The organism is Amycolatopsis magusensis, assembly GCF_017875555.1.
GTDB classification, from domain to species: Bacteria; Actinomycetota; Actinomycetes; order Mycobacteriales; family Pseudonocardiaceae; genus Amycolatopsis; species Amycolatopsis magusensis.
In genome coordinates this window covers 3,363,953-3,387,205 of record NZ_JAGGMS010000001.1, presented here as the reverse complement: position 1 = coordinate 3,387,205, position 23,253 = coordinate 3,363,953, and the positions used below count along the sequence as shown (strand labels likewise).

Sequence of the window (23,253 nt, the reverse complement as noted above, 5' to 3'; positions counted from 1 at the left end):
TCGCTCAGAGCATTACTTCTGGTTTGCGGTCTCTTCCTGGGCCGCGGGAGCCTCGGCGTTCTCGGAGGTGTCCGAAGACCCCGAAGACTCGGGGGTCTCCGTGTTCTCCTCGCCGCCGCCGAACAGATCGCTCAGGTCCACCTCGGCCCCGTCCGCACCGGTGACGGTCGCGCTGCGCACCACGGTGGCCAGCGCCTTGCCGCGGCGCACGTCGGCGTAGATCGCGCCGAGCTGGCCGGACTGCTGGGCCCGCTGCACGTACTCGTCCGGGCTGATGCCGAAGCGCTGGGCCTGGTAGATGATGCGCTCGGTGAGCTCGCCGTCGTTGACGTCGACGCCCTCCTTCTCGGCGATGGTGTCCAGCAGCAGCTGCGTGCGGACGGCCTTCTCCGACTCCTCGCGCGCCTCGGTCTCGAACTGCTCGACCGTGGTGCCCTGCGCCTCGAGCGACTTCGCCCAGGCTTCCTCGTCGTGGTCGAACGGGTGGATCGCGTCGTGCTTGCGGCTCTCGATCTCGCCCTCGAGCACCTTCTCCGGCACGGGCACCTCGGTGCCGGCCAGGAGGGCCTCCAGGACCTTGTCGCGGGCCTGCACGCCCTGCTGCATCCGCTTCATCCGGGACAGCCGCTCACGCAGGTCGGCCTTGAGCTCGTCGATCGTGTCGAACTCGCTGGCCAGCTGGGCGAACTCGTCGTCGGCCTCGGGCAGCTCGCGCTGCTTGACCGTCTGCACGGTGACGCTGACCTCGGCGTCCTTGCCGGCGTGCTCGCCGGCCACCAGCTGCGTGGTGAACGTCCTGGTCTCACCCGCGCTCGCGCCGATGATCGCTTCGTCGATGCCGTCGACGAGCTGACCGGAGCCGATCTCGTAGGACAGGCCGGTGGTGGAGGCGTCGGGCACCTCTTCACCGTCCACGGTGGCGGACAGGTCGACCGAGACGAAATCGCCGTTCTCCGCGGGCCGTTCGACGCCGGTCAGGGTGCCGAAGCGGGCGCGGAGCTGGTCCAGCTCGGCGTCGACCTCGTCGTCCGCCAGCTCGACCTCGTCCACGCTGACCGAGATGCCGCTGTAGTCGGGCAGCTCGATCTCGGGACGGACGTCGACCTCGGCGGTGAACTCCAGCACGTCGCGGTCCTCGAGCTTGGTCACCTCGAAGTCGGGACGGCCCAGTGTCCGCACCTCGCCGGCCTGCACGGCCTCCAGGTACTTGGCCGGGATGACCTCGTTGACGACCTCGTCGAGCACCGGCGCGCGGCCGATCCGGCTCTCCAGCACGCGGGCGGGTACCTTGCCCGGGCGGAAACCGGGGATCCGAACCTGCTGCGCGATCTTCTTGTAGGCGCGGTCGAAGTTCGGTTTGAGTTCGTCGAACGGCACCTCGACATTGATCTTGACTCGCGTCGGGCTGAGCTGCTCGACGGTGCTCTTCAACTTCTTCTCCTCGAGCCGTGACGGTGTTGGGACGGTGTAGTGAACGATCCTTGACGGATGCCCCCAGGTCACAGGTGGACCGGGACGCCCGAGTCTAGGCCAGCGTCCGGCCGCCGCTGTGGGCGGGCGGGACCTACCGGCCAACTCGCTCTTGTCCGACATCACCCATTCGGGTCACAGTTAGCGGTGTCGTAACACTGTTGTGCCGCTGTGCGGGTGGCGAGGGGGGTGGAAGGTGGCCGGAACCGGCGGTCCGGGGGCGCGTGAGTTGCCCGCTCCCGGGGTGAGCCTGCCGTCGATCGCGGGACCGACGGTGGCGCTGTTCGCCGGCGGCGGGGCGGTGTGGGCGCTGGGTGCCTGGCTGGCGCTGGCCGGGCTGGCGCCGCTGTGGCTCACGATCGGGCTGCAGAGCCTGGCCACGGTGCTGTTGTTCACCGTGGCGCACGAGGCGATGCACCACGCCGCCGGGCGGCTGACCACGGTCAACGCCCTGCTCGGACGCCTCGGCATGCTGTTCGTCGCCGCGTACGGAGCCTTCCCGCCGGTCCGCCACCTGCACCTGGAGCACCACCGCAACCCCGGCGGCCGCGCCGACGTGGCCGGCTGGACCGCCCGCGCCCCCGGCTGGCAGCTGCCGCTGCGCTGGCTGACCGTCGACTTCTGGTTCATGTGGCACTACCTCGGCCGGTTGCACCACCGCCCGGCGCGTGAGGTGCACGAGACCACGGCGGTGGCCACGCTCGCCATCGCCGCGATGTGCACGGCGATCGCCAGCGGGCACGGCTGGGAACTGCTGGTGCTCTACCTGGTCCCGCAGCGGATCGGGCTGGCGCTGGTGGTCGTGCTGTTCGACTGGTTCCCCCACCGCGGGCTCCCGGCCTGCCCGGGGCCGGACCGGCTGCAGGTGGCCTGGGTGCACGTCGGGCGGGAACGGCTCGCCGGGGCGCTCACGCTCGGGCAGAACTACCACCTGGTGCACCACCTGCACCCGGCGATCCCGTTCTACCGGTACCGCCAGGTGTGGCGGCGCAACGTGGAGGCCTACCTCGATCTCGGCGTCCCGGTGCGCACCTTCGGCGGCCGGGAACTGAGCGCCGCCGAGTACCGCTCCTCGCGCTGGTTCCCGCCGCGACCGGCCGCCGTACCACCCGCCGAGCCGCCACCGCGGCGGTTGCGCGTGTTCCACTCGCTGCTGGTGACCGAGGTGGAGCGGGTCGGCGCGGACGCCGCGGCGGTCCGGTTCGCGGTGCCCGACGAGCTGGCGACCACCTTCGACTACGTGGCGGGCCAGCACGTGACCGTACGGGCGCTGGTCGACGGGGTACCGCTGCGCCGCAGTTACGCGTTGTGCCCGGCGCCGCCGGGTGAACTGCGGATCGCGGTGAAGCGGGTGGAGCGCGGGCCGTTCTCCACCGTGGTCACCCACACGCTGCGCCCCGGCGACCGGCTCGACGTGCTGCCCCCGTCCGGCGACTTCACCCTCGAACCCGATCCGCGGCGCTCGCGGCACTACGTCGGACTGGCCGCGGGAAGCGGGCTGCCGCCGATCCTGACCATGTTCGCCACCGCGCTGGACACCGAACCGCACAGCCGGGCCACGCTGCTCTACGTCAACCGCAGCGGCTCGACCACGATGCTCGCCGAAGAGGTTTCCGCACTGGCGAAGCGATTCGACGGCAGGCTGCGGGTGGTCCACTACCGCACCGACGAGCAGGATCCCGAACTGCGCAAGGGCCGCGACTTCCAGCCGGTGGACGCGATCAGCGAGGTGCTCGCGGTGACCCACGAGCAGTTCGTGCGCGGCAGGCTGGACACCGCGCGGCTGTCCGCGTTGCTCGACGGGCGGCTGCACCCGGCGAAGGTGGACGAGTGGTTCGTCTGCGCGCCGCGGACGCTGGCCGAGCACACCCTGCACGTGCTCGCCGAGCACGACGTGCCCGCCGAATGCGTGCACCACGAACCGTTCGATGTGGACACCCAGCCGGAGCCGGTGGCCGAACTGCTCACGCGCCGGGCCGATCCCCCGATCCGGTTGTCGTAGCTCCATCCGGGTGCTTCGCGCCGGACACGGGGTTGGCGGGCACCGGATGGCCGTACCCTCATTGCGCCCTGCCGGCACCCACACCACTCCCCTGCGGAAGGGGCCCGTCATGCTGGAAACCTCCGATCCGACGGTGGGTGGCGCGGAAACCACCACGCTCGACCGGCCCGCACCCGCGGAAACCACCCCGGAAGTGGTGGCCGACGAGGATCCCGTCCTCCCGACGGCTCCGCCGCGGCCGAACCCGCCTGCCGTCGCGGGTCAGCGGACGGTGCACGGGCGTTATCGCGGCACGAACGGCAGCTGGCTGCTGACCCTGCGCGTGGACGTCGACGGGAATCGGCCGACCCGCCGGATCAGCGGTGACTTCTTCACCGTTTCCGGCTCCACCACGGCATATTTCGGTTCGTTCGTCGTGCCTTCGCCGATGGTGACCACCACGGCGGCCCAGGTGCTGGCCGAAGGCGCGGGCACGTTCACGTGGGCCGCGGGGGCGCCGAAGATCCGCCTGGCCGTCAAACGCGCGGAAGGCGCCGAATCGCCGCAACCGGCGACGGTGGAATTCCTGACCGGCTCGGGCTCGGTGGGTGCGATCTTCTCCTGCGCCTTCGAATCCGGTTTCTTCCGAACCGTTTCGTACGAACAGGATTCCGTGGCCGGTGCGGTGCCCTTCCTCGCCTACGACACCGGTTCGCTGCCGCGGCCGGCCGGCAGCCCGGCGCGGGTGCTGACCGTGCCCGGCGCGTTCGCCGAAGCCGGCGTCGAACTCCTGACCACCGGTGCCACGAACGTCATCCCGGTCATCGGCGCGGGCGCGAACGCGGCGTGGAGCGACGCCGAACTGCACGCGGCCATGGTCAACCACTTCAGCGCCTTCAGCGAAGCACCGCGCTGGCAGGTGTGGATGCTCGTCGCCACCGCCCACGAGGGCGGGGCCCGCGGCATCATGTTCGACTACGGCGACGCCTTCCAGCGCCAGGGCGCGGCGGTGTTCCACGACGCCATCGGCGGCACGGACGCGGCCACCCAGCGCTCGCAGTTGCGCACCTACGTGCACGAACTGGGGCACGCGTTCAACCTGCTGCACTCGTGGCAGAAGAACCTCGGCGTGCCACCGGGCCCGCTCGGGCCGAACGGCGGCCTCGGCGACCTGTCGTGGATGAACTACGACTGGAAGTACCAGCAGGCGGCCGGTGGTCCCGGCGGCGCGGCCGCGTACTGGGCGGCCTTCCCGTTCCAGTTCACCGACAACGAGCTGGTGCACCTGCGCCACGGCTTCCACCGCGACGTGATCATGGGTGCCAACGCCTTCGGCACCGGCGCCGCCGACATCGACCCGAACCTGTTCGACCGGCCGGTGGTCGACAATTCGGGGCTGGCGCTGGAACTGCGCTCACCGAAACCCGGGTTCGCCTACGGGGAGCCGGTGGTGGTCGAGCTGAAGCTGTCGGGCACCGAACTGCGCGGCCGCACGACGCACGGCTACCTGCACCCGAACGACGACCTGGTCTCGATCGCCGTGCAGCAGCCATCCGGGCGGACCACGCTCTACCGGCCGCTGCTGCGTCACTGCGTCGACGAAGCCCGCTCGGTGCGAGTGGGCGTGGAAACCCCCGCGCTGTACGAAAGCGCGTACATCGGCTTCGGTGCCGACGGTTTCCTGTTCGAGGCACCGGGCACGTACCGCCTGCGCGCCACCTACATCGCGGGCGACGGCTCGCGGGTGCTGTCGCCGGTGTTGCGGATCCGCGTGCGCCCACCGGTTTCCCGCGAGGACGAGGCCGCCGCCGAACTGCTGCTCGGTGAGGAACAAGGCCAGTTGCTGGCCCTGCTCGGATCCGACGCGAGCCAGCTCGGCAAGGGCGTGTCCGCAATCGACACCCTGCTCGACGACTTCCCGGCCCACCCGCTGGCCGTCTACGGGCGCCTGGTCAAGGGCGTCAACCAGCAGCGCGACTTCAAGGAGCTGACCGCGGACAAGGTGCTCCACCTCCGCGAGGCGAACGGCACCGAGGCGGCCGCGCTGCTCGGCCAGGTCGCCGAAGCTTCGCTGGCGGACGAGGAAGGCGTCGACAACCTCACGCTCAACCTGGCCATGCGGACACAAGCCAAGGCCGAGGCGAAGGCCGGTCATCCGGAGCAGGCCCGTGACGTGCTGCGGCAGCTGGTCAGGACGTTCGAGAGCAAGAGCCTCAACCCCTCCGTGCTGGCGGGAATCCGGGAACAGGCCAAGGAAACGCTCGAGGAGATCGAAGCGGAGGACTGAGCCGGGTAACCTCGCTCACATGGAACCAGGACAGCCAGGCGACCGCGGTCCGGGGCCGAGCATCGCCTGGCTGTCCGTCCCGGACGGCGAGGTCGTGCGCGACGAAGCCACGCTCGCCTTCGCCGCGCAGGATTTCGGGCACCTCGTGCACCGGCGGCCCGCGGCCGTGGTGCGCCCGGTTTCGCTCGCCGACCTCACCGCCGTGATGACCTTCGCCGGTGAGCACGGGCTGCCGGTTTCGGCGCGCGGCGCCGGGCATTCGCCGTTCGGCCAGGAACAGGCCGAGGGCGGGATCGTGCTGGACATGCGGACCATGCCGACCGTGCGCGAGGTCGACGGCGAGACAGCGGTCGTGGACGCGGGCGCGCACTGGCGCGAGGTCCTCGACCTGACCCTGCCACACGGATTGACCCCGCCCGTGCTGACCGACTACCTGGAGCTGACCGTCGGCGGCACGCTGGTGGTCGGCGGCATCGGCGGCGCCGCGCACCACCACGGCACGCAGACCGACAACGTCCTCGAACTGGAAGTGGTCACCGGTACCGGCGAGGTGGTGACCTGCGGGCCGGGGTCGGATCTGTTCGACGCGGTCCGCGGCGGGCTCGGCCTGTGCGGGGTGATCACCAAGGCGCGGCTGCGGCTGGTCCCCGCGCCACCGACCGCCCGCCGCTGGAAGCTGTACTACCGCTCGCTCGACACCTTCCTGGCCGACCAGCGCACGGTCGTGCGCGACGGCCGGTTCGACTACCTGGAAGGCCAGTTGCTGCTGGACGAAGGCGAATGGACGTACCTGCTGGAGGCGGTCACGTATTCGACCGCTTCCCTGGACGATCTGCGCTTCGAGCGGATGGAGGTCGAGGACAGCACGTACTTCGACTTCCTGAACCGGATGGCGGAAGGCGAAGCCGCGTTGCGCGCGGAGGGCAGCTGGTTCCACCCGCACCCGTGGCTGAACGTCTTCCTGCCGGACGAGGTGGTGGGCCGGGTGGTCGCGGACACCCTCGCCACGACCCGGCGCGAAGACCTCGGCGGCACCGGCCTGGTGATGCTCTACCCGGTGCGGGCGAGCGCGCTGAACACGCCACTGCTGCGCGTGCCCGCCGGGGAGCTGGTGTGGCTGTTCTCGTTGCTACGCACCGGAAAACCCGCCGACCCGATCGAGAACGCACGGCTGACGACGTTGAACATCCGGCTGTACCAGCAGGCGAAAGCCCTGGGCGGCACGGTGTACCCGTCGAACTCGCTGCCGATGACCCCGGCGGACTGGGCCGACCAGTTCGGCCCAGTCTGGGACGCCCTCACCACCGCCCGCCACCTCCACGACCCCCACACCCTCTTCGGCTCCGGCAACTCCCTACGCCCCCCACCGCCCTAACCCCCGCCCCCACCCGAACCCCACACTCAAGCAGCCGAACCCCACGTCCAGGCAGCCGAGTCCCACACTCGGGCGGCCGAGTTCCCCATTCGAGGCCCAGACAAGCCAAGTCGGAAGAGGCCCCCACCGGGGACACGAATGTGGCTTTGGGGGCGTATTCGGCCCCCAAAGCCACATTCGTGTCCAACCAGCTGCAGCGAGTGTGGGGTTCGGCTGCACGAGTGCGGCACTCGGCTTCCTGAACGTGCTACTCAGCGGTCCCCGAGCATTTCCCGTAGGTGTGCCAGTAGTTCCGCCCGGCTCCCCGCTCCCAGCCGCTGACGCATCCGCGCCATGTGGTGTTCCACGGTCTTCGCCGAGATGAACAGCCGCGCGCCGACCTCCTTGTAGGTCATGCCGCCCAGCACCAGTTCCGCGACCTGCAGCTCACGATCGCTCAGCCGCGCCGAGCCGGGGCTGTCGTCGGCCGCGGCGCCTTCGGACGGTGGCGCGACGGTCGTCGCCGCGCCCTGGAGCAGGCGAGCGCAGTCGAGCAGCGCGACCATCGCCTTCCGGTCCGTGGTGCGGATCGCCGCCTGACCGGCCAGTCGCGCGCCGTCCCACCACAGGCCGCAGCCGCGCAACGCGTGCGCGGCGGCTTCGACCTCTTCGGCGTCGATGTCGCCCGCGAGCACCTTCAGCCAGCAGGCCGCCGCGTCCGACACCGCGGTGAAGTACGCGCCGTTCCCGGAACACGCCGCCAGCGCGGCCGCGTGTTCCTTCGCCTCACCCGCCCGTTCGGCGATGATCGCGGCGTGGAGTTCGCTCCAGTGCAGGGAAGCCGCCCACAGCGGCGGGTCCCCGAGTCCCTTGAGGACAGCATGTGCCTGCGCCAGGTGCGGTGCCAGCCGGTCGCGTTCCCCCAGCCGCGCGGCGGCCATGGCGAACTCGCCGAACGGCAGGAACGAGAACAGGTCGACCGGGTGCCGGATCACCGCTTCGCAGGCCACGCCCCAGATCCGGCGCAACGCGGTCAGATCGCTGGTGCGCCGGGCGAGGCCGACCTCCAGCCCGACGGCGAACAGCCAGTCACGCGGCTGGCGCACCTCTTCGGCCGCGTTCAACCGTTCCACGGCCAGCGTCGCGTCCCCGCGCACCATCGCGATCCACGCCAGCAGCAACTGGTGACGCGCCTGCAGGGTCACGCCGCCGGTGCGCGCGGCGATCGCGCGCTCCAGCAGCGGTTCGGCGATGGTCAGCTCACCGCTGTGCAGCGCGACCAGCGCGCCGAGCGCGGCCGGGCTGTCGGGCAGCAGCACCGCGCGGCCGACCGGTTCCAGCATCTCCGCCGAGCTGACCAAAGTGGACAGTGCGAGGGTCGGGGTGCCGCCGACCGACTCCACGACCCCGCGCGCCACCGAGGACAACGCCCCCGAAAGCAGCGTCGGCGGCTCGTCGCCACCGCCCTCGGTCGCCTTCTCGAGTTCCCGCTCGGCTTCGGCACGACGGCCGGTGGCGATCAGACTGATCGCCGCGAACGCCCGCGAACGCCGGGTTCCGGACCACTGCAGCAGTTCCGCGCTCCGCCCGAGCTGACCGCGGTGGGTCAACGCGGTCGCGGCGACCCGGGCGCCGTCCGGCCGTCCGGTCGCGCCCGCGGTGGCGATCACCTCGTCGGCCAGGCGCAACGCGCCGTCCAGGTCACCGGCCAGCGCCACCGCCTCGGCCCGCCGCGCACCCAGTTCCGCGGCCGGGCGCCCGGCCGCGACAGCCGCCTCCAGCAGCCGTGCCGCCAGCGCCGGGTCCGCGCCCAGCGCCTCGTCGGCCGCCGCCTCGAACGCCTTCGCCACGCTCGGCCCGGCGATCGGCTTCCCCAGCCACGGCCGCACCAGGCGCAGCACCGGTGCACCACGTTCCAACTGCAGTTCGACCAGCCGCTGCCGGACCGCCGCGTGCCGTTCGGCGGGCACCAGCGCACGCAGGGCCCCGAGCGTGATCGGCAGCAGTCCGCCGTCCGCGCCGAACAACCCGGTCGCGCGCGCCAGGTCGATCACCGCGCTGACGCCGTCGGGATCACGGTCGAGCAGCCCGCCCAGCAGATCGATGTCCGGCCCGGCGCCCGCCTCCACGGCGAGCAGGAACCGCAGCACCCCGGGCTCGGCCCCGTCGAGCTCCTGGCGGATACCCCCAAAAGCGGCGAGCGGCAGTTCCCCGCGCTCGGACGGCGGAACGGCGGCCAGCGCGGTCACCACCCGGTGCACGTGCCCGGGCACCCCGCCGGTCTGCGCGCGGACGAACTCCGCCAGCTCGGTGGAAACGCCGTGCGTGCCCAGGTGCTCGGCGACCTGTGCCTTGTCGAGCGGGCGCAACAGGATCTGCCCCCGCAGTCGCCCGAGCACGGCGTTCAACCCGGCGGGACGCGGGCGCGGGCGCGCGGCGATCACCAGGCCGGTCCGCTCGTCACCGGCCAGCCGCGCGAGTTCGGCCAGTTCCGCTTCGCCGTAGGTGTGCGCGTCGTCGGCCAGCACCAGGTCGGCGGGCTCGCCGACCCGCGCCGGGTCGAACCGCACGACGGTCAGCCCCGCGTTCGCGCACAGGGTGCGCAGGTGGTCCAGCAGGGTGGTCTTGCCGTAGTCCCCGGCCGCGACGACGGCCAGGCGGACCTGGGTGAGCCTGCGTTCCGCGATCGCGGCGCACAGCTGCCGGGTCGGTTCGTCCAGTACCGGCTCGGTGCCCCGGGTCGACACGGTCAACGGCTGTCCTCTCGCTCAGGTTCTCGGTCGGATCGCCTGCGCAGCGGGTTGGTGAAGCGTTTCGGGGCCTCCAGCGGGGTGACCTCCACCGGCGGCCGGGGTGGCGGCGGGCCGAGCTCGGCGTCCTCCTCCCCCGCAGCCGGTTCGAGCGCCCGCGGGATCAGCGCGGTCGACTCCTCCACCACCGCCTGCCGCGGCCGCGGTGACGGCTTGCGGCCTTCACCGGCCAGGCGGGGCCGGGCGACCAGTGCCGCGCCGCGGCAGACCGCCGCCGCCGGATCCGGGTCGACCAGCACCGGGCAGCCCAGTGCCGATTCGGCGAGGAAGGTGACCAAGGGTATCCGCGCGCCTCCGCCAACGAGCAGGGCGGCGGCCAGTTCCCCGTCCGGCACCGGTTCGACCAGTCGCTGCAGCTGCCCCACCGCGGCGGCCAGCACCGGCTTGGCCAGCTGTTCCAGCTCGGCCCTGGTGACGTGGACCTCGCCGGTCACCTCGGGCAGCGGCACGGTGAGCGAGGCCGACGGCGCCACCGACAACCGCTCCTTGGCCAGCACGCTCGCCACCCGGAAGCCGGCCATCGGCGCGCGCAGAGCCGGCTCGGCGTGGTCGGGCAGTTTCGCCCCGGACCGCGCGAGCACGTGCTCGGCGAGCAGGTCGTCGATCCGCGCGCTGCCGCGGCCGACCCCGCTGTCGGTGTGCGCGAGCAGGTCGAAACCCGACTGCGTGCGACGCACCAGCGCCGACTCGACGTGCTCGCCGCCGATCCGGCAGACCGCGAGCACCGAACCCGGCTCGAGTTCTTCGCCCTCCTCGGTGGCCAGGTGGTTCTCCGCCGCGGCGACCGGCTTCGGCAGCAACAGCACCCCGGGCAGCCCCGCGGCTTCGAGCCCGGCCCGCAACGCCGAACGGCGGTGCGGCCCCCAGCCGGCGGGGTGCGTCACGACGATCCGGTCGGCCGGGCCGCCGAACGACTCCGCCACCTGGTCGGCCACCCAGCCCGCCAGCGAGGCGGTCAGCACTTCGGCGGTGTAGAGGTGGTGCCCGAGCACCAGCGGCACCGAATCACCCGAGCGGCCGAGGAAGCCGCGGGCCGCGCTCTGCGGTTCGGCGATCGCGCGCCGGGCGGCCTCCTGGCCGAACACCACCGAGCCGTCGGGCGCCACGTGCAGCACCGACTCGACCCAGCGGGCGTCCCCGTCGAGGGCCACCACCTGGGGCTCACCCCAGGAGGCCCCCACCCGGCGGCAGACCGCGGCGGTGGTCCGGGTGTGCCCGAGGTCGATCCCCAAGACGTACGGCATGCGGGCGGATTCCCTCACGAACTGGTGCGGACGGTGCTCCTTCCTACCAAGAACACACCCCGTGCGGACGTCCCCCATGCGGAAGGGTGAACCGGCCCCTAATCCCCTAACCGCGGCGGGGGCGCCGGACGTGCACGTTAGGGCAGTGGGACCGGTGTCATCCCCGATGCGGCAACCCGCCCCCCTTACCTAGCGTGAACCTCGCAGAACCCCCCGCCCTAGGAGTAACGAGTTGTCCCCCTCAGGCCAGACCCTCCACGACTTCGTGCTGAACCTGCTCACCGATGAGACAGCTCGGTCCGCCTTCGGCACCGATCCGGCCGCCGCCCTGTCCGGCGCCGGTCTGCAGGACGTCACCGCGCAGGACGTCCAGGAGGTCGTCCCGCTGGTCCTCGACTACGCGCCCGGCGGTGTCTCCGTGGAGTCCCCCGAGTCCGGCTTCGCCGCCCTGCCCGCCGCGACCGACGTGACCAGCACCGACGGCGCCATCGAGCAGCTGCAGGCGCTCGCTCAGGTCGCCGAGGGCGGCGGTCTCGCCGGTCTGCCCGGCCTGGACGACCTGACCCGCTCCTCCTTCGCCGAGGACACCCCGCTCGGCTCCGTCGCCGGCGCCCACGAGATCACCCCCGAGGGCATCGCCGCGACCGGCGCCTACGCCGGTGAGCAGCTCACCGGTTCGATCGCCGGTGACGCGGGCCCGCAGGGTGCCGCCGGTTCCCTCGCGGCCGACAGCGACGCCGTCGACCTCGGCAGCGCGGTCTCCGGCTCCACCGAAGGTGCCGCGGCCGCCGCGGGCGTCGGCACCGAGCCGCTGTCCGCCGGTGTCGCCGGTGCCGGTGGCCTCCACGGCGTCGACACCGCGTTCGCCGGTACCTCCCCGGTCGGCGACTTCGGCGGCGACCTGTTCGCCGCCACCGACGGCTTCGCCGGTTCGCTGAACATCGCGGGCCAGCAGTACTCGATCGACAGCGACTCGCTCGGTGACCTCGGCGGCGGCCACCTCGCCGGCCTCGGCGACCCGGCCACCGTGCTCGACTCCACCGCCATGCCGCGCAGCGGTGAGGAGGCCGCTTCGGCCACCTCCGGCACGCTCGCCGGGTACGTCTCCACCGGTGGCGAGTGGCTGGCCGGCGGCGTCGCCACCGGCGGCACCACGCTCGGCAGTTACCTCACCGGCGCGGACGCGGCCCCGATCGACCAGTCGGTCGCCGACAGCTCCGGCACGATCTCCGACCAGATCGCCGCCGGTTCCGGCCAGCTCGCCGGTCACCTGGAGAGCCTGCCGATCGACGTCCCGGCCGACCTGCCCGCCGATCTCCCGGCGGACACGCCGGCCGCCACCCCCGGCGACCTGCCCACCGACCTCCCGGCGGACCTGCCCGCCGAACTGCCGACCGACCTCCAGGTCGAACTGCCGGAGCTGCCCGAGCTGCCGATCGTCAACCCGCTGCCCAGCGGCGGCCACGACGGCGGCGCCTCGGAAAGCCCGCTGGGCCAGCTCGGCAACGGGCACCAGCTGCCGGACCTGGGTGACATCACCGGGGGCCTGCTCGACTTCTAGACCACGGCGACTACCTCCCCTGTCGAGCCCGCGCCAGCTACACCCGCTCGGCGGTCGCCTCCCCGTGGCCCGGCCCGTTCACCTGAACGGGCCGGGCCACTTTTGCATTTCGATTCGGACACGGCACACTCCTTCGAGTGATGGCTTCGCCCTGGCTCCAGCTGATGGACGACACCATCCGGGCCTGCGCCGCGCACGGGACCCCGGATCTGCTCCGTCGCCTGCGTGAAAGACGTGCGCAGCTGATCGATCCGAAGCTGCGCATCCTGGTCATCGGCGAGACCGGCCAGGGCAAGAGCCAGCTGGTGAACGCGCTGGTCAACGCGCCGGTGTGCGCCACGGGCGACGACCTGACCACCACCGTGCCCGCCGTGGTCGAGTACGCCGAGGCGCCGAGCGCGGCGGTCGTGCTGAACCCGGTCGTCCGCCATGACCGCATGCTCGAGAGCGGTCCGTCGAGCCAGCTCGTCCCGGCCGCGGTCGACTCGGTGACCGCCGACGCCAACCGCGAGGCCGCGCAGCCCGGCGCCGAGATCGCCCGCGCGCACATCGGCCTGCCGCGGGCGCTGCTCGCCACCGGCCTGGTGCTCATCGACACCCCGCCCGCCGGGGACGCCGCCCGCACCGCTACCGCACTTTCGGAGATCCTGCAGGCCGACGCCGTGCTGATGGCCACCGACGCGACGAGCGAGTTCTCGCCGAGCGAGCTGGAACTGCTCACCCAGGTGGCCCGCGTGTGCCCGACGGTGATGGTGGCGCTGACCAAGATCGACATCGTGCCCGGCTGGCGAGTGGTCGCCGAACGCAACCGCGCCCGGCTGGCCAAGGCGGGGCTCAACGCCACCGTGGTGCCGGTGTCCGCGGCGCTGCGGCTGGCCGCCGCCAAGGCGGGCGATCGCGACCTCAACGCCGAATCCGGCTTCGAGGAGCTGATGCACCGGCTCAAGCACGAGTGGCTGGACCAGGCCGACGTGCTGCACACCAGGTCCGTGGCCGCGCTCGCCGGGATGACCGTGGACCAGCTGGTGCCGCCGTTGCAGGACGAGTTCTCCGCGACCCAGCGCGGCGACTCCCCCGAAGCCGTCGCCCGCTGGCAGGCCGCCGGGCGCAAACTTGAGCAGCTCCAGCAGGATTCCGCGCGCTGGCAGACCCTGCTCGGCGACGAGATCTCCGACCTGATCGCCGACCTCGAGTACGACCTGCGCGACCGCACCCGGCAGATCCTGCGCGACGTGGACGAGTACTTCGACGCCGCCGACCCCTCCCGCGACTGGGAGACCTTCGAGGACTGGCTGACCGACAACCTGGCCACCGTCGCCGAGACGAACTTCAACTGGCTGCTCGAACGGTTCGACTGGATCGCGCACAAACTGGCCCGCCAGGTCGCGCCCGGCGACGAGGACCTGTTGCACGAGCTGCTGGTCGCGGACGCCCCCGACGACCACGCGAGCGGGGTGCGCAAGCCGCGCGTCGAGCGGTTCTCCGTGGGGCAGAAGCTCTTCGTCGGCATGCGCGGGTCGTACACCGGGCTGCTGATGTTCGGCCTGGCGACCACGGTGGCCGGGATGCCGCTGATCAACCCGATCTCGCTCGGCGCGGGTGCCGCGTTCGGCGCGAAGAGCGTGTTCGAGGAACGCGGCAACCGGCTCAAGCGGCGCCAGGCCACCGCGAAGACCGCCGCGCAACGCCACGTCGACGACTTCTTCCTGGCCTACGGCAAGGAGAGCAAGGACGCCGCCCGGCTGCTCCAGCGCGCCCTGCGCGACCGGTTCACCGCCTACGCCCAGCAGCAGCGCCAGGAGATCTCCGCGTCGGCCAAGGCGATCAAGCAGGTCATCGACACCGAGGCCGCGCAGCGCAAGCAGCGCGCGCAGGAGATCAGGACCGCGGTGAACGAACTCGCCGCGATCCGCCAGCGCCTCAAGACGATGGCCGCGGCCCGTATCACGCCCAGCTCGCCGCGGGGGCTGATCGCGTGATCGCCGAGGCAGCGGGCGGACTGCTGCAGCGCGCGCTGGCGTTCTACCAGGACAGTCCCCGCGCGACGAGCTGGCTGGAGCGGCACCTCGCGCGGTTCGCCGAACCGCTGCGGCTGGCCGTGGTCGGCCCGGCGGAGACCGGGAAGTCCACCCTGCTCAACGCGCTGGCCGGGGACGAGGTGGCGCCGCTGAAGCTGGGCGACCGCCAGGTGATCACCTGGTACCAGGGCGGCTCGGCCCCGCGTGCGCTGGCGTATCCGCCGGGCGGGGCCGCGCCGTGGGAAATGGGGGCCGAACGCGCCGAACGACGGCTGCGGGTGGACCTCGCCCCGCTGGCCGGGCAGCAGGTGGACCGGCTGGTCGTCGACTGGCCCAGCCGCCAGCTCCGCGACGTGGTGCTGATGGACACCCCCGCGCTGGACCCCGAAGCCGGGCCGCAGGCGCTCGCGGGCGGGCTGACCGACGCCGACGCCGTGCTGTACCTGGTGCGGCGGCCACACGGGCCCGAACTGGACGCCCTGCGCACGCTCCACGGCCCGCCGAGCCCGTGGGCGCCGCCCGTGCACGCGATGGTGGTGCTCTCCCGTGCCGACGAACTCGGCGCCGGCCGGGTCGACGCGCTGATCTCCGCCCGTCAGGTCGCCCGTCGTTACCGGCGCACCGACGAGGTGCAGGACCTGTGCCAGGACGTGGTCGCGGTCGCCGGGCTGGTGGCGAGCGCGGGCCGCACGCTGAGCGAGCCGGAGTTCGCCGCGCTGACCGCGCTCGCGCAGGTGGCCCGGCCGGAGCTGGAAGCCAGGCTTCTCTCGGCGGACCGGTTCATCCGCGCCGACGCGCCCCTGCCGTTGAAACCCGGCGCCCGCGAATGGCTGCTGGGCCGGTTCGGCCTCTTCGGGCTGCGGTTGGCGACCGCGCTGATCCGGCGTGGCGCGAACACCGTGCCCGCGCTGGCGGGACAACTGGTGCAGCGCAGCGGCCTCGGCGAGCTGCGGGACGCGATCGCCCAGCAGTTCAGCGCGCGTGAGGACGTGCTCAAGGCGCGCGCCGCACTGCTCGGGCTGGAGGTCCTGCTGCGGCGTGAACCGCGTCCCGGGGGTGAGCAACTGGCCCTCGAACTGGACCGCCTGGTCTCCGGTGCCCACGAGTTCGCCGAACTGCGGGTGCTCGCCGCGTTGCGCGGTGGCCGGTCCGAGCTGCCGGACGAACTGGTCGAGGACGCCGTCCGCCTGACCGGCGGCCTCGGCGCCGGCCTGCTCGAACGCCTCGGGATCGAGGAGGAGGTCGCCCCGGCGGAACTGCAGGAGGCGATCCAGGACGCGCTGTGGCACTGGCGGGAGCAGGCGGTGAACCCGGCGCTCAGCGGCACCGCCCGGCGAGCCGCGGAGGTCGTGCTGCGCAGCTGCGAGGCGATGCTGTCGGGGAATCCCGCCTACGCCTGAGCGTCAGTAGTCGAACTGGTCGACGTTGTCGTTGGTGATCAGCAGCGGGTCGCCGAGCACCAGGGTCTTGTCGGCGCCGTTGTAGCGCACGGCAGGCAACTCGGGGCTGACGTTGTTCAGCGGCTCGGGCACCTTGCCGTCGGCGGCCTGCTTCGCCGCCCACGCGGTCAGGTAGCCGAGGTTTTCCACGTCCCACAGCACCGAGGCCGACGCCGAACCGTCGCGCAGGTACTCCTTCATGGACTGCGGGGTGCCGACGCCGACGGTGAACACCTGGCCGATGCGCCCGGCCTCCCGCACGGCCTTGGCCACACCGGGCGCCGAGGTGGTGCATTCGCCGACGAGCCCGGTCAGCTGGGGGTGCGCGGCCATCAGCTCCTTGGCCTTGGCGGCCGCGGCGTTCTGGTCCTCCCCGACGTGGACGATGTCGACGATCTGCGCGCCGGCGTAGTTCTGCGCGGTGTAGGCCTTCTGCACCGCGATCCAGGCGTTGAGGTTGGCCGCGGTGGGGCCGCAGGACACGATCGCGTACTGCCCGGTGCCGCCGGTCTTGCGCATCAGCTCGTCGGTGAGCGCCCGGCCGATGCTCTCGGCGCTCGCCTGGTTGACGAACAGCTCGCGCCCGGAGTTGGGGGCATCGGTGTCGGTGGTCAGCACGCGGATGCCCTTGGCCTTGGCCTCGGCGACCACGGGCGCGATGGACTCGGGGTCGTTGGGGGCCACCACGATCACGTTGACCCCGCGGGCGACGAACTCGCGCACGATGGCGGCCTGCTCGGCGGCGTCCGCGGTGAGCGGGCCGCGGTAGGTCCAGCGCACGCCGAGCACGTCGGCCGCGCGCAGGCCGCCCCCGTTCATCGCGTCGAAGTAGGCGATGGACTGGACCTTGGGCACGAAGGCGATCTCGATGGACTCCGCCGGTGGCTCGGCGGGTGGCTCGGCGCCGCACCCGGACAGGACCAGGCAGGCCACGGCCGCGATCACGGCGAGCCGTCTCGGCAGCCTCATCGATGGGTCCTTTCGTCGGGCGCACGCGCAGAACAGAACGAACGTCCACCACGTGGGTTGCGAGCGAGTAACCAAATCGCCGCGTTCTGGTACAGGGTTCACCGTCCACCTGACCGGGCACGCGCGAACACGGAGTGTACGCGGACGGGCTCACACCGCCGCGTCCCGGCCCCGTCTCGGGAGTGACCGGGCTCACCCCCATCCGGGCTAACCAGGGGTCGCGGCTGACTACTGTCGCCGAGGCACGCGTTCCCCCCGAAAGGACCCCGTCATGGCTGTCGCCGCCGACCTCGACCACGCCACCGACTCGCAGTGGGACTGGGTCGCCGAGCAGACCCGCACCTACCTGGCCTCGAATGGCACCGAAGGCCACGAGTCGAACGGCGTCCACACCCTGGTGCTCGCCACGACCGGCCGCAGGACCGGCACCCCGCGCCGCACCTGCCTGATCTACGGCAAGGCAGGCGAGGACTTCGTGGTCGTCGCCTCCAAGGACGGCGCGGATGAGGATCCGGCGTGGTTCAAGAACCTGCGAGCGACCCCGAGCGTCGGCGTCCAAGCCGGCACGCGCCGCTTCACCGCCCACGCCCGCGTCGCTTCGCCCGCTGAACGCGAGCCGCTGTGGCGCCAGATGGCCGCGATCTTCCCGTTGTACGAGGAGTACGCGGAGAAGACCGACCGGGAGATCCCGATCGTCCTACTGACCCCAGCCGGGTCCTGATGAGCACCTCGAACCCGCAGGTCAGAGACTCTGTGTCGGGATGACAGGATTTGAACCTGCGACCCTCCGCTCCCAAAGCGGATGCGCTACCAAGCTGCGCCACATCCCGTAGAACCAGCCACCGTACGGGTGGCTTGCACCCAGCTTAGCGGCAACCGGTAAGCTGCCTGTGCACCCGGTCCTCCGGGGGCGCGCGGGCGTAGCTCAATGGTAGAGCCCCAGTCTTCCAAACTGGCTACGCGGGTTCGATTCCCGTCGCCCGCTCAGCTGCGTCATCGCAGGTCAAACACCACGAAGCGGCGGTCTCCCGAGTCCGGGGAGGCCGCCGCTTCGTCGTCCGTGCCATCAGGTCCTCGGCGAGCTGCCGGTCACATGCGCTGATCGCGTGCTGGTAGCTCAACTCCGACCGCGGACCAGGTCGGCCGATGCTGATCTCTCTCCGTCCTGCGCCCGCGTCACCCGGCCAGTCATCGTCTTCGTGTTGATCGTCGCCGCACGACCCATCGGACACTTCCTTTGTGGACAGTCCTATTCGGCCACCTCGCCGTCCTTTCCCGGCACGCCGGTCCGGTCGAGGTGGTCGGCCAGTTCATCCGCTCCGTCGCGGAGCTGGCGAAGGAGGGAAACGAACCTGGGCCACTGGGAAGGGTCGGGCGGGGGCATGATCGCCAGGCTGTCGGGATCGAGGTAGATCACCAGGGCCGCCAACTCCCGCGCTGAACCAATCTGCTGCATACCCGCGACCGCTTCCGGGCCCGGATGCCATGTCGCGTTGAAGGCCATGAGTTTCTTCCTGCTGTGAGCGGATGTGCCATTGCTGCGCTTGGGCGTCGAAGGCCTGGGCGGCGGTCTCGACGGCCGCGATGACCCACCAGGGCTGGTCAGGCTCATCGGCAAGGACTCGCCACGCGTAGGCCACCGCGTTCGACAGCCGCGCCATCTCCGCAGCCCTTTCGGCTGGGTGAGCGCTACTGAGGTCGCTGTACCGCCGGTAGACCTCCTCCCAAGCGCGGACCGCCTCACTCCTCACCATCGGCAGCACCTTCCGGACGAGCCGACACGACCTCCAGCCCAGCGCGGGCCTCGGCGAGCGCAGTGGCGAAGTGATCCAACGCGTCACCATCGATGAGCAGGGCCACCGGGATCGTCATGGACCCGCTTCCTTGGACCTCGGTCACCGGGCCAGTCCCGGCAACGCGACAGCCAATCTCCGCCAAATCGCCGGACGTGATCACCACGTGGCAGGACATCTTGGGACGTCCTTGGTACGGTCAAAGTCGTCCCTACTAGTCCTCGGCGGGTGCAGATGGCGAACGAGCGGCTTCGAGACGCGCTCCTGCGCAACGGACTCGACCCCGAACAGGTCGCCAAGGCCGTCAACGTCGACCCGAAGACGGTCGAACGCTGGATCACCAAGGGACGCACGCCGTACCCCAAGTACCGGCACAAGCTGGCCGCCCTGGCGCGCGAGTCGGAGAGCTACCTGTGGCCGCAGGCGGTAGCCGCGGAACGCAAGGCCGAGACCGCAGCGGCCGAGGTGGTCAGCGTGTTCCCGCACCGCAACGCCATTCCCGCGGACCTCTGGGACAGGCTCATCAAGGACGCCGGCCAGACCATCGAAATCCTGGTCCACGCCGCGTTGTTCCTGGTAGAGCGACCCCGATTCGTCAAGGGCCTGGCGAAGAAAGCCGCCGATGGTGCCCGCATCCGGCTGGCGTTCGGTGACCCCGAAGGCGACAGCGTGGCCCTGCGCAGCGAGGAAGAACAGCTCGGAGAGGGCACGCTAGCCGCCCGCATCCGCAACGCCCTGGCTTATTACCGGCCACTTGTCGACGTGGACGGCATCGAAATACGGTTCCACAACACCACGCTCTACAACTCGATCTTCCGCTTCGACGACGAGATGATCATCAACACCCACGTCTACGGCTTCCAAGGCGCCCACGCCCCCGCCCTGCACCTGCGCAGGCTGTCAGCCGGGGACCTGTTCGAGACCTACTCCGAAAGCTTCGAAGCAGCCTGGAACTCCGCCCGCCCCGCCACCTTCTAGGAGGCACCATGGCCCGCCGCGACTACTACTACGACCCGAACGCCCCGGCCGCGAACAGCATCGCCGTCGCCGTCTCCGCCTTCATCCAAGACGACGAAGGCCGCATCCTCATGATCCGCCGCACCGACAACGACCTGTACTCCATCCCCGGCGGCCAACTAGAACTAGGCGAGACGCTGACCCAAGCCGCCGTGCGCGAAGTGCGCGAAGAAACCGGCATCGAGTGCGAGGTTACCGGCCTCATCGGCATCTACTCCAACCCCAACCACGTCATAGCCTACGACGACGGCGAGGTACGCCAAGAGTTCTCCATCTGCTTCCGCGCCAAACCAACCGGCGGCGAACTACGCACCAGCAACGAGAGTTCAGAAGCAAAATGGATCCCCCAGGACAATATTCCCTCCCTTGAAGTTCATCCTTCCATTCAAAAGCGACTTACCGATGCAAAATCAATCAGTGGCAGCGCTAATTACAGCTAACCCCGATTCATTCCAGCATCAGATCCGTGCACCGCAATGATATTTACCAGCAAGAAGTTCTCAAGTTCGACTATCCAATGCTCCCAGTTGAGCCGGAAGGCCATGCTGAGGTCGCCGCACTGGACGCCGCGGAAAATTGGTCCACATATCTCTGTATGCGGTATCAAATTCGACCTCAAACCGAAGTGGCTCGCCGCTGTCAGCCAACCCAGCCCTAGTCAGTACAACCTGGGGAGTTTCCACTGTTGGAAAACCTGATAATTGAATGCTACTAGGGCGCTTCAGGGTCACCTCCTGCCCATCATCTGACCGTAAGTTAATTCGCCGCCTCCCGTTCATATCTGAGTCACGAGAGTAGATGGTAAAAATCACGGGATAAAGTCCAACACTCACCAAAGAGCTAATGCCATTCACTACAACAGATAGCGCCGCTACGATTTCATCTCGAGCGGGCACTTCTTCATTATGATGCAACAAACCGTTGCGAACAGTTAAGGCTCCACCGGAATTCAGGTCACTCGATACGGACTTCAACACCTCGAGAAGAAGCTGCCGCGAGCGTTCACTTAGGTCCAAAAAAGGCAATTTGTGCTTGAAGGGAAACTTGAATGGAGATTCGACTTCTCGACTCATCCTCGACCACTGATCAGCGCTTCTACCATAACCAGCAGGCGATCGAATTGCAGACTCAAGAAACCGTGACACTACACTAATACACTCGAGCAAGTCACTCAATCGCATTTTTTCTATACTTCTTGACTCAGTCTGCGTCTTGCGTTCCACGAGCCAGGAGTTCATGAAATGAGCAGCCGCACCTTTCGAGTATTTGAACTCAGCTCCCGACGCATAATGATCATTAATTAGGGCCCAGCCAGAGAAACACAGCGTAACCTTGAGTACTTCTTCGAGGCTGGCAAATAGATTGGCAGCGCTACCTCGGACAGACTTGATATCCTGACGATCAAGAGCGACCGGGAGACTCAATGCGATACGCTTGAGTTCGTCAGCATTCTCATTGAATGTCTGAAGCGCGGCATCTTTCTCAAAAGCGGTGAATCCGATATGCCAAGCAAGCATGGAACTTATCTGATCATCGTCAAGGTTTGAGACCAAGGATGAGGGCAGCCCTAGGTGACCAAGAACGTTTTCGCATGCCGATTCGTCTGGAACAACCAGGCTCTTAATCAAATTGACAGGCTCTTCGGTCGCGAGCGCGGCTGCAAGCTTCTTCTCCGACGTATCACCCTCATACTTCCGGAGCTTCCACTGCATGCTCCGCAAAGCATTCTGGTCCTCTTCCGGGTAAACTTCCGAGAGAATCTGCCTAAGGCGCAGTTGAACCAGCTTGGTTGGGGGTCGATATCTGACCCCAAGTTGAGAAGCGTCGATAGATATGCTCATCGGGCCACTTCCCTTCTGATGCAACTTTGACCTTCGCGTCTCACCTTTAGGTATTTCAATCTTTTGTCCATTTATCAGCACATTGAGTGTTGAATGTATCGTCGAGTCATCGGAAAGCAGTATCACCTGAAGAAGTTGGGCGCTCGATAGATTCGCCGCGAACTCGTTCGCAGATTTGACCGTAGCTTCCGTGGCACGTTTCACCTCAGCACGAAGGACGCCATTCGTGCCATCAAGCAGCTCAACTAATAGTTTCCTAAGATCATTCAACGTAAGCGTGTCGACCAAGAAATAAGGAAGAGATCCAGTGAATGACCACGAGAAAGGTGGCAGCTTTGCCTGCAGAACCAAGCTGGTGTCGTTGACAAACTGCACACTGCGCTCATGCTTCTTTGCAGCTTTCTTTCGAATCTGATCCAACGCTTTAAGTAGCCCACACTCGCCCGAATTGAGACGAATACCGTGGACATGATGACAGTCTACTTCTTCACAATGGAACGCAGGCAAGCTAAAAGGCACGGGAACGTCTCGCCATTGGACACTTTCAACAATTCCGTAAGGACCCGTGACATACGGACCCATTTGGAATACGCCTTGAGGCAGCTCTTCGAGTAACTGTTCACACTCCGCATAAGTTGGCTGCATGTGGCCATGGAAAGTCGACTCTGCAACCCAATCATAAAGCTCGCGTCCATATATCCACGGGAGTCTAATTTTCCCCCGTTTCACTTCAGATGATATATGTCGTCGAACTTGCTCGACGTCGATCTCCTCTGGCGACACCAATAGATCCGAGCCCGACCAGAGCGTCATGAAGACCGCTAACTGCGCCTCATGGAGGCCAACACTTCCCCCCTTCTCCTGGTTCGCAATTCGATTACCGGCGCGACTGAGTTTCAGTGAGGATGTCAGCGAGCGAGGAGGGTCGTAATTCGACGCAATGAAGCTACTGTCGATTATTTCACCCAGAAAATGGCATCGCAATACTGTCTCCGCATGCCGGTTCGATCCCTCGGAATCAACAGCGATATCGCTATTTACTGTCATCAGCTACTTCCTGTCCAGGATCATGAACATTGCCAAATTTGGCTCTATGGGAATCAAGGCACGGCGCCGCCATTTGCGCACTGGTGCGGCCCGGTAGGCTCCCGCGCGGCGGGCGCATCCATACCGGCACACCGGGCTCCGGCTCCACTTCGCCCGGCGGCCGGACGGTTTTCCCGCCGAACGCGCGGGGGAAACCCGGCAGTCGCCAGCAGCGCGCATCGCCATCGGAGCCACTCCCGTAGAGTTCTGTTCAGCGGGAGTCGATCAGCGGGCACGCTCTGTTACGGAGATCACGGGCAGCGCTGCCATCCTGACGCTTGATCGTGACAACGGCCAGTCGCACCGCGCCGAGGCGGGGTAAGCGCGCTTTGGGCTTCGTGGCGGGATGCAGGGTGAGGTGTGGCGGTCAACCTGGCCACTCA

Annotated in this window: 16 protein-coding genes and 2 tRNA genes; 10 read left to right on the top strand and 8 right to left on the bottom strand. The window is 69.0% G+C overall.

Translation table 11 applies throughout. From position 1 onward, the window contains the following. Window positions 1-12: 12 nt before the first annotated feature. The gene (gene tig / locus JOM49_RS14835; protein WP_209664860.1) at window positions 13-1,431 is read right to left on the bottom strand and encodes a trigger factor; all 1,419 of its coding nucleotides are present in this window, start codon (window positions 1,429-1,431) and stop codon (window positions 13-15) included. Window positions 1,432-1,666: 235 nt separating this feature from the next. Here tig and JOM49_RS14830 point away from each other — a divergent pair, with 235 nt between their 5' ends. The 3 genes from JOM49_RS14830 to JOM49_RS14820 all read left to right on the top strand — a co-directional run bounded on the left by JOM49_RS14830 (window position 1,667) and on the right by JOM49_RS14820 (window position 7,113). Continuing rightward, a complete protein-coding gene (locus JOM49_RS14830) occupies window positions 1,667-3,472 on the top strand; it encodes a fatty acid desaturase (RefSeq protein WP_282773823.1) in 1,806 nt (601 codons plus the stop codon). A gap of 109 nt (window positions 3,473-3,581) precedes the next feature. Continuing rightward, the gene (locus JOM49_RS14825; protein ID WP_209664858.1) at window positions 3,582-5,738 is read left to right on the top strand and encodes a hypothetical protein; all 2,157 of its coding nucleotides are present in this window, start codon (window positions 3,582-3,584) and stop codon (window positions 5,736-5,738) included. A 19-nt stretch (window positions 5,739-5,757) separates the two neighbouring features. Continuing rightward, complete coding sequence (locus JOM49_RS14820; protein WP_209664857.1) at window positions 5,758-7,113, top strand: FAD-binding protein; 1,356 nt, start codon at window positions 5,758-5,760, stop codon at window positions 7,111-7,113. 251 nt (window positions 7,114-7,364) lie between these two features. Here the strand turns inward: JOM49_RS14820 and JOM49_RS14815 are convergent, their stop codons facing one another. Together JOM49_RS14815 and JOM49_RS14810 are read right to left on the bottom strand one after the other, a co-directional pair. Further along, a complete protein-coding gene (locus JOM49_RS14815; RefSeq protein ID WP_209671201.1) occupies window positions 7,365-9,839 on the bottom strand; it encodes a helix-turn-helix domain-containing protein in 2,475 nt (824 codons plus the stop codon). Between the two features lie 2 nt (window positions 9,840-9,841). Beyond that, window positions 9,842-11,146: an Hsp70 family protein gene (locus JOM49_RS14810; protein ID WP_209664856.1), complete on the bottom strand. Its 1,305-nt coding sequence runs from the start codon at window positions 11,144-11,146 to the stop codon at window positions 9,842-9,844. A 232-nt stretch (window positions 11,147-11,378) separates the two neighbouring features. On the opposite strand from JOM49_RS14810, the gene JOM49_RS14805 reads away from it, so the two are divergent. The 3 genes from JOM49_RS14805 (at window position 11,379) to JOM49_RS14795 (ending at window position 16,125) form a co-directional block, all read left to right on the top strand. Beyond that, the gene (locus tag JOM49_RS14805; RefSeq protein WP_209664855.1) at window positions 11,379-12,707 is read left to right on the top strand and encodes an IniB N-terminal domain-containing protein; all 1,329 of its coding nucleotides are present in this window, start codon (window positions 11,379-11,381) and stop codon (window positions 12,705-12,707) included. Window positions 12,708-12,844: 137 nt separating this feature from the next. Continuing rightward, window positions 12,845-14,686, top strand: coding sequence for a dynamin family protein (locus JOM49_RS14800; protein WP_209664854.1), 1,842 nt, complete (start codon window positions 12,845-12,847; stop codon window positions 14,684-14,686). Beyond that, window positions 14,683-16,125 carry a hypothetical protein gene (locus JOM49_RS14795; protein ID WP_209664853.1) on the top strand — a complete coding sequence of 481 codons (1,443 nt, stop codon included), beginning with the start codon at window positions 14,683-14,685 and terminating at the stop codon, window positions 16,123-16,125. The genes JOM49_RS14800 and JOM49_RS14795 overlap by 4 nt, the downstream gene beginning before the upstream one ends. Before the next feature lie 3 nt (window positions 16,126-16,128). Here JOM49_RS14795 and JOM49_RS14790 read toward each other — a convergent pair whose 3' ends face one another. After that, window positions 16,129-17,133 carry an autoinducer 2 ABC transporter substrate-binding protein gene (locus JOM49_RS14790; protein ID WP_209664852.1) on the bottom strand — a complete coding sequence of 335 codons (1,005 nt, stop codon included), beginning with the start codon at window positions 17,131-17,133 and terminating at the stop codon, window positions 16,129-16,131. Between the two features lie 271 nt (window positions 17,134-17,404). On the opposite strand from JOM49_RS14790, the gene JOM49_RS14785 reads away from it, so the two are divergent. After that, entirely contained in the window at window positions 17,405-17,854 is a 450-nt protein-coding gene (locus JOM49_RS14785) for a nitroreductase family deazaflavin-dependent oxidoreductase (protein WP_209664851.1), read from the top strand. 35 nt (window positions 17,855-17,889) lie between these two features. Here the strand turns inward: JOM49_RS14785 and JOM49_RS14780 are convergent. Next, window positions 17,890-17,963, bottom strand: a tRNA-Pro gene (locus JOM49_RS14780). A gap of 84 nt (window positions 17,964-18,047) precedes the next feature. On the opposite strand from JOM49_RS14780, the gene JOM49_RS14775 reads away from it, so the two are divergent. Next, window positions 18,048-18,118: transfer RNA gene (locus JOM49_RS14775), tRNA-Gly, on the top strand. A 264-nt stretch (window positions 18,119-18,382) separates the two neighbouring features. On the opposite strand, the gene JOM49_RS14770 is transcribed toward JOM49_RS14775, so the two are convergent. Both JOM49_RS14770 and JOM49_RS43680 read right to left on the bottom strand, forming a co-directional pair. Next, window positions 18,383-18,637, bottom strand: coding sequence for a hypothetical protein (locus tag JOM49_RS14770; protein ID WP_209664850.1), 255 nt, complete (start codon window positions 18,635-18,637; stop codon window positions 18,383-18,385). 236 nt (window positions 18,638-18,873) lie between these two features. Then, window positions 18,874-19,005 carry a hypothetical protein gene (locus JOM49_RS43680; protein ID WP_281068316.1) on the bottom strand — a complete coding sequence of 44 codons (132 nt, stop codon included), beginning with the start codon at window positions 19,003-19,005 and terminating at the stop codon, window positions 18,874-18,876. A gap of 155 nt (window positions 19,006-19,160) precedes the next feature. Between JOM49_RS43680 and JOM49_RS14765 the strand changes: the two genes are divergently transcribed. Together JOM49_RS14765 and JOM49_RS14760 are read left to right on the top strand one after the other, a co-directional pair. Further along, the gene (locus JOM49_RS14765; protein WP_209664849.1) at window positions 19,161-19,904 is read left to right on the top strand and encodes a DUF5919 domain-containing protein; all 744 of its coding nucleotides are present in this window, start codon (window positions 19,161-19,163) and stop codon (window positions 19,902-19,904) included. A gap of 8 nt (window positions 19,905-19,912) precedes the next feature. Continuing rightward, window positions 19,913-20,383, top strand: coding sequence for an NUDIX hydrolase (locus JOM49_RS14760; RefSeq protein WP_209664848.1), 471 nt, complete (start codon window positions 19,913-19,915; stop codon window positions 20,381-20,383). 60 nt (window positions 20,384-20,443) lie between these two features. Here JOM49_RS14760 and JOM49_RS14755 read toward each other — a convergent pair whose 3' ends face one another. After that, on the bottom strand, window positions 20,444-22,831 hold the full coding sequence (locus JOM49_RS14755; protein WP_209664847.1) for a hypothetical protein: 2,388 nt from the start codon (window positions 22,829-22,831) through the stop codon (window positions 20,444-20,446). Window positions 22,832-23,253 lie beyond the last annotated feature (422 nt).

What these genes read in the sequence shown, in the direction of transcription:
- JOM49_RS14825 (WP_209664858.1), top strand. Translation starts at nt 3,582, where the DNA reads ATGCTGGAAACCTCCGATCCGACGGTGGGTGGCGCGGAAACCACCACG.
- JOM49_RS14820 (WP_209664857.1), top strand. Translation starts at nt 5,758, where the DNA reads ATGGAACCAGGACAGCCAGGCGACCGCGGTCCGGGGCCGAGCATCGCC.
- JOM49_RS14810 (WP_209664856.1), bottom strand. Translation starts at nt 11,146, where the DNA reads ATGCCGTACGTCTTGGGGATCGACCTCGGGCACACCCGGACCACCGCC.
- JOM49_RS14790 (WP_209664852.1), bottom strand. Translation starts at nt 17,133, where the DNA reads ATGAGGCTGCCGAGACGGCTCGCCGTGATCGCGGCCGTGGCCTGCCTG.
- JOM49_RS14785 (WP_209664851.1), top strand. Translation starts at nt 17,405, where the DNA reads ATGGCTGTCGCCGCCGACCTCGACCACGCCACCGACTCGCAGTGGGAC.
- JOM49_RS14770 (WP_209664850.1), bottom strand. Translation starts at nt 18,637, where the DNA reads ATGGCCTTCAACGCGACATGGCATCCGGGCCCGGAAGCGGTCGCGGGT.
- JOM49_RS43680 (WP_281068316.1), bottom strand. Translation starts at nt 19,005, where the DNA reads ATGACGATCCCGGTGGCCCTGCTCATCGATGGTGACGCGTTGGATCAC.
- JOM49_RS14765 (WP_209664849.1), top strand. Translation starts at nt 19,161, where the DNA reads ATGGCGAACGAGCGGCTTCGAGACGCGCTCCTGCGCAACGGACTCGAC.
- JOM49_RS14760 (WP_209664848.1), top strand. Translation starts at nt 19,913, where the DNA reads ATGGCCCGCCGCGACTACTACTACGACCCGAACGCCCCGGCCGCGAAC.
- JOM49_RS14755 (WP_209664847.1), bottom strand. Translation starts at nt 22,831, where the DNA reads ATGACAGTAAATAGCGATATCGCTGTTGATTCCGAGGGATCGAACCGG.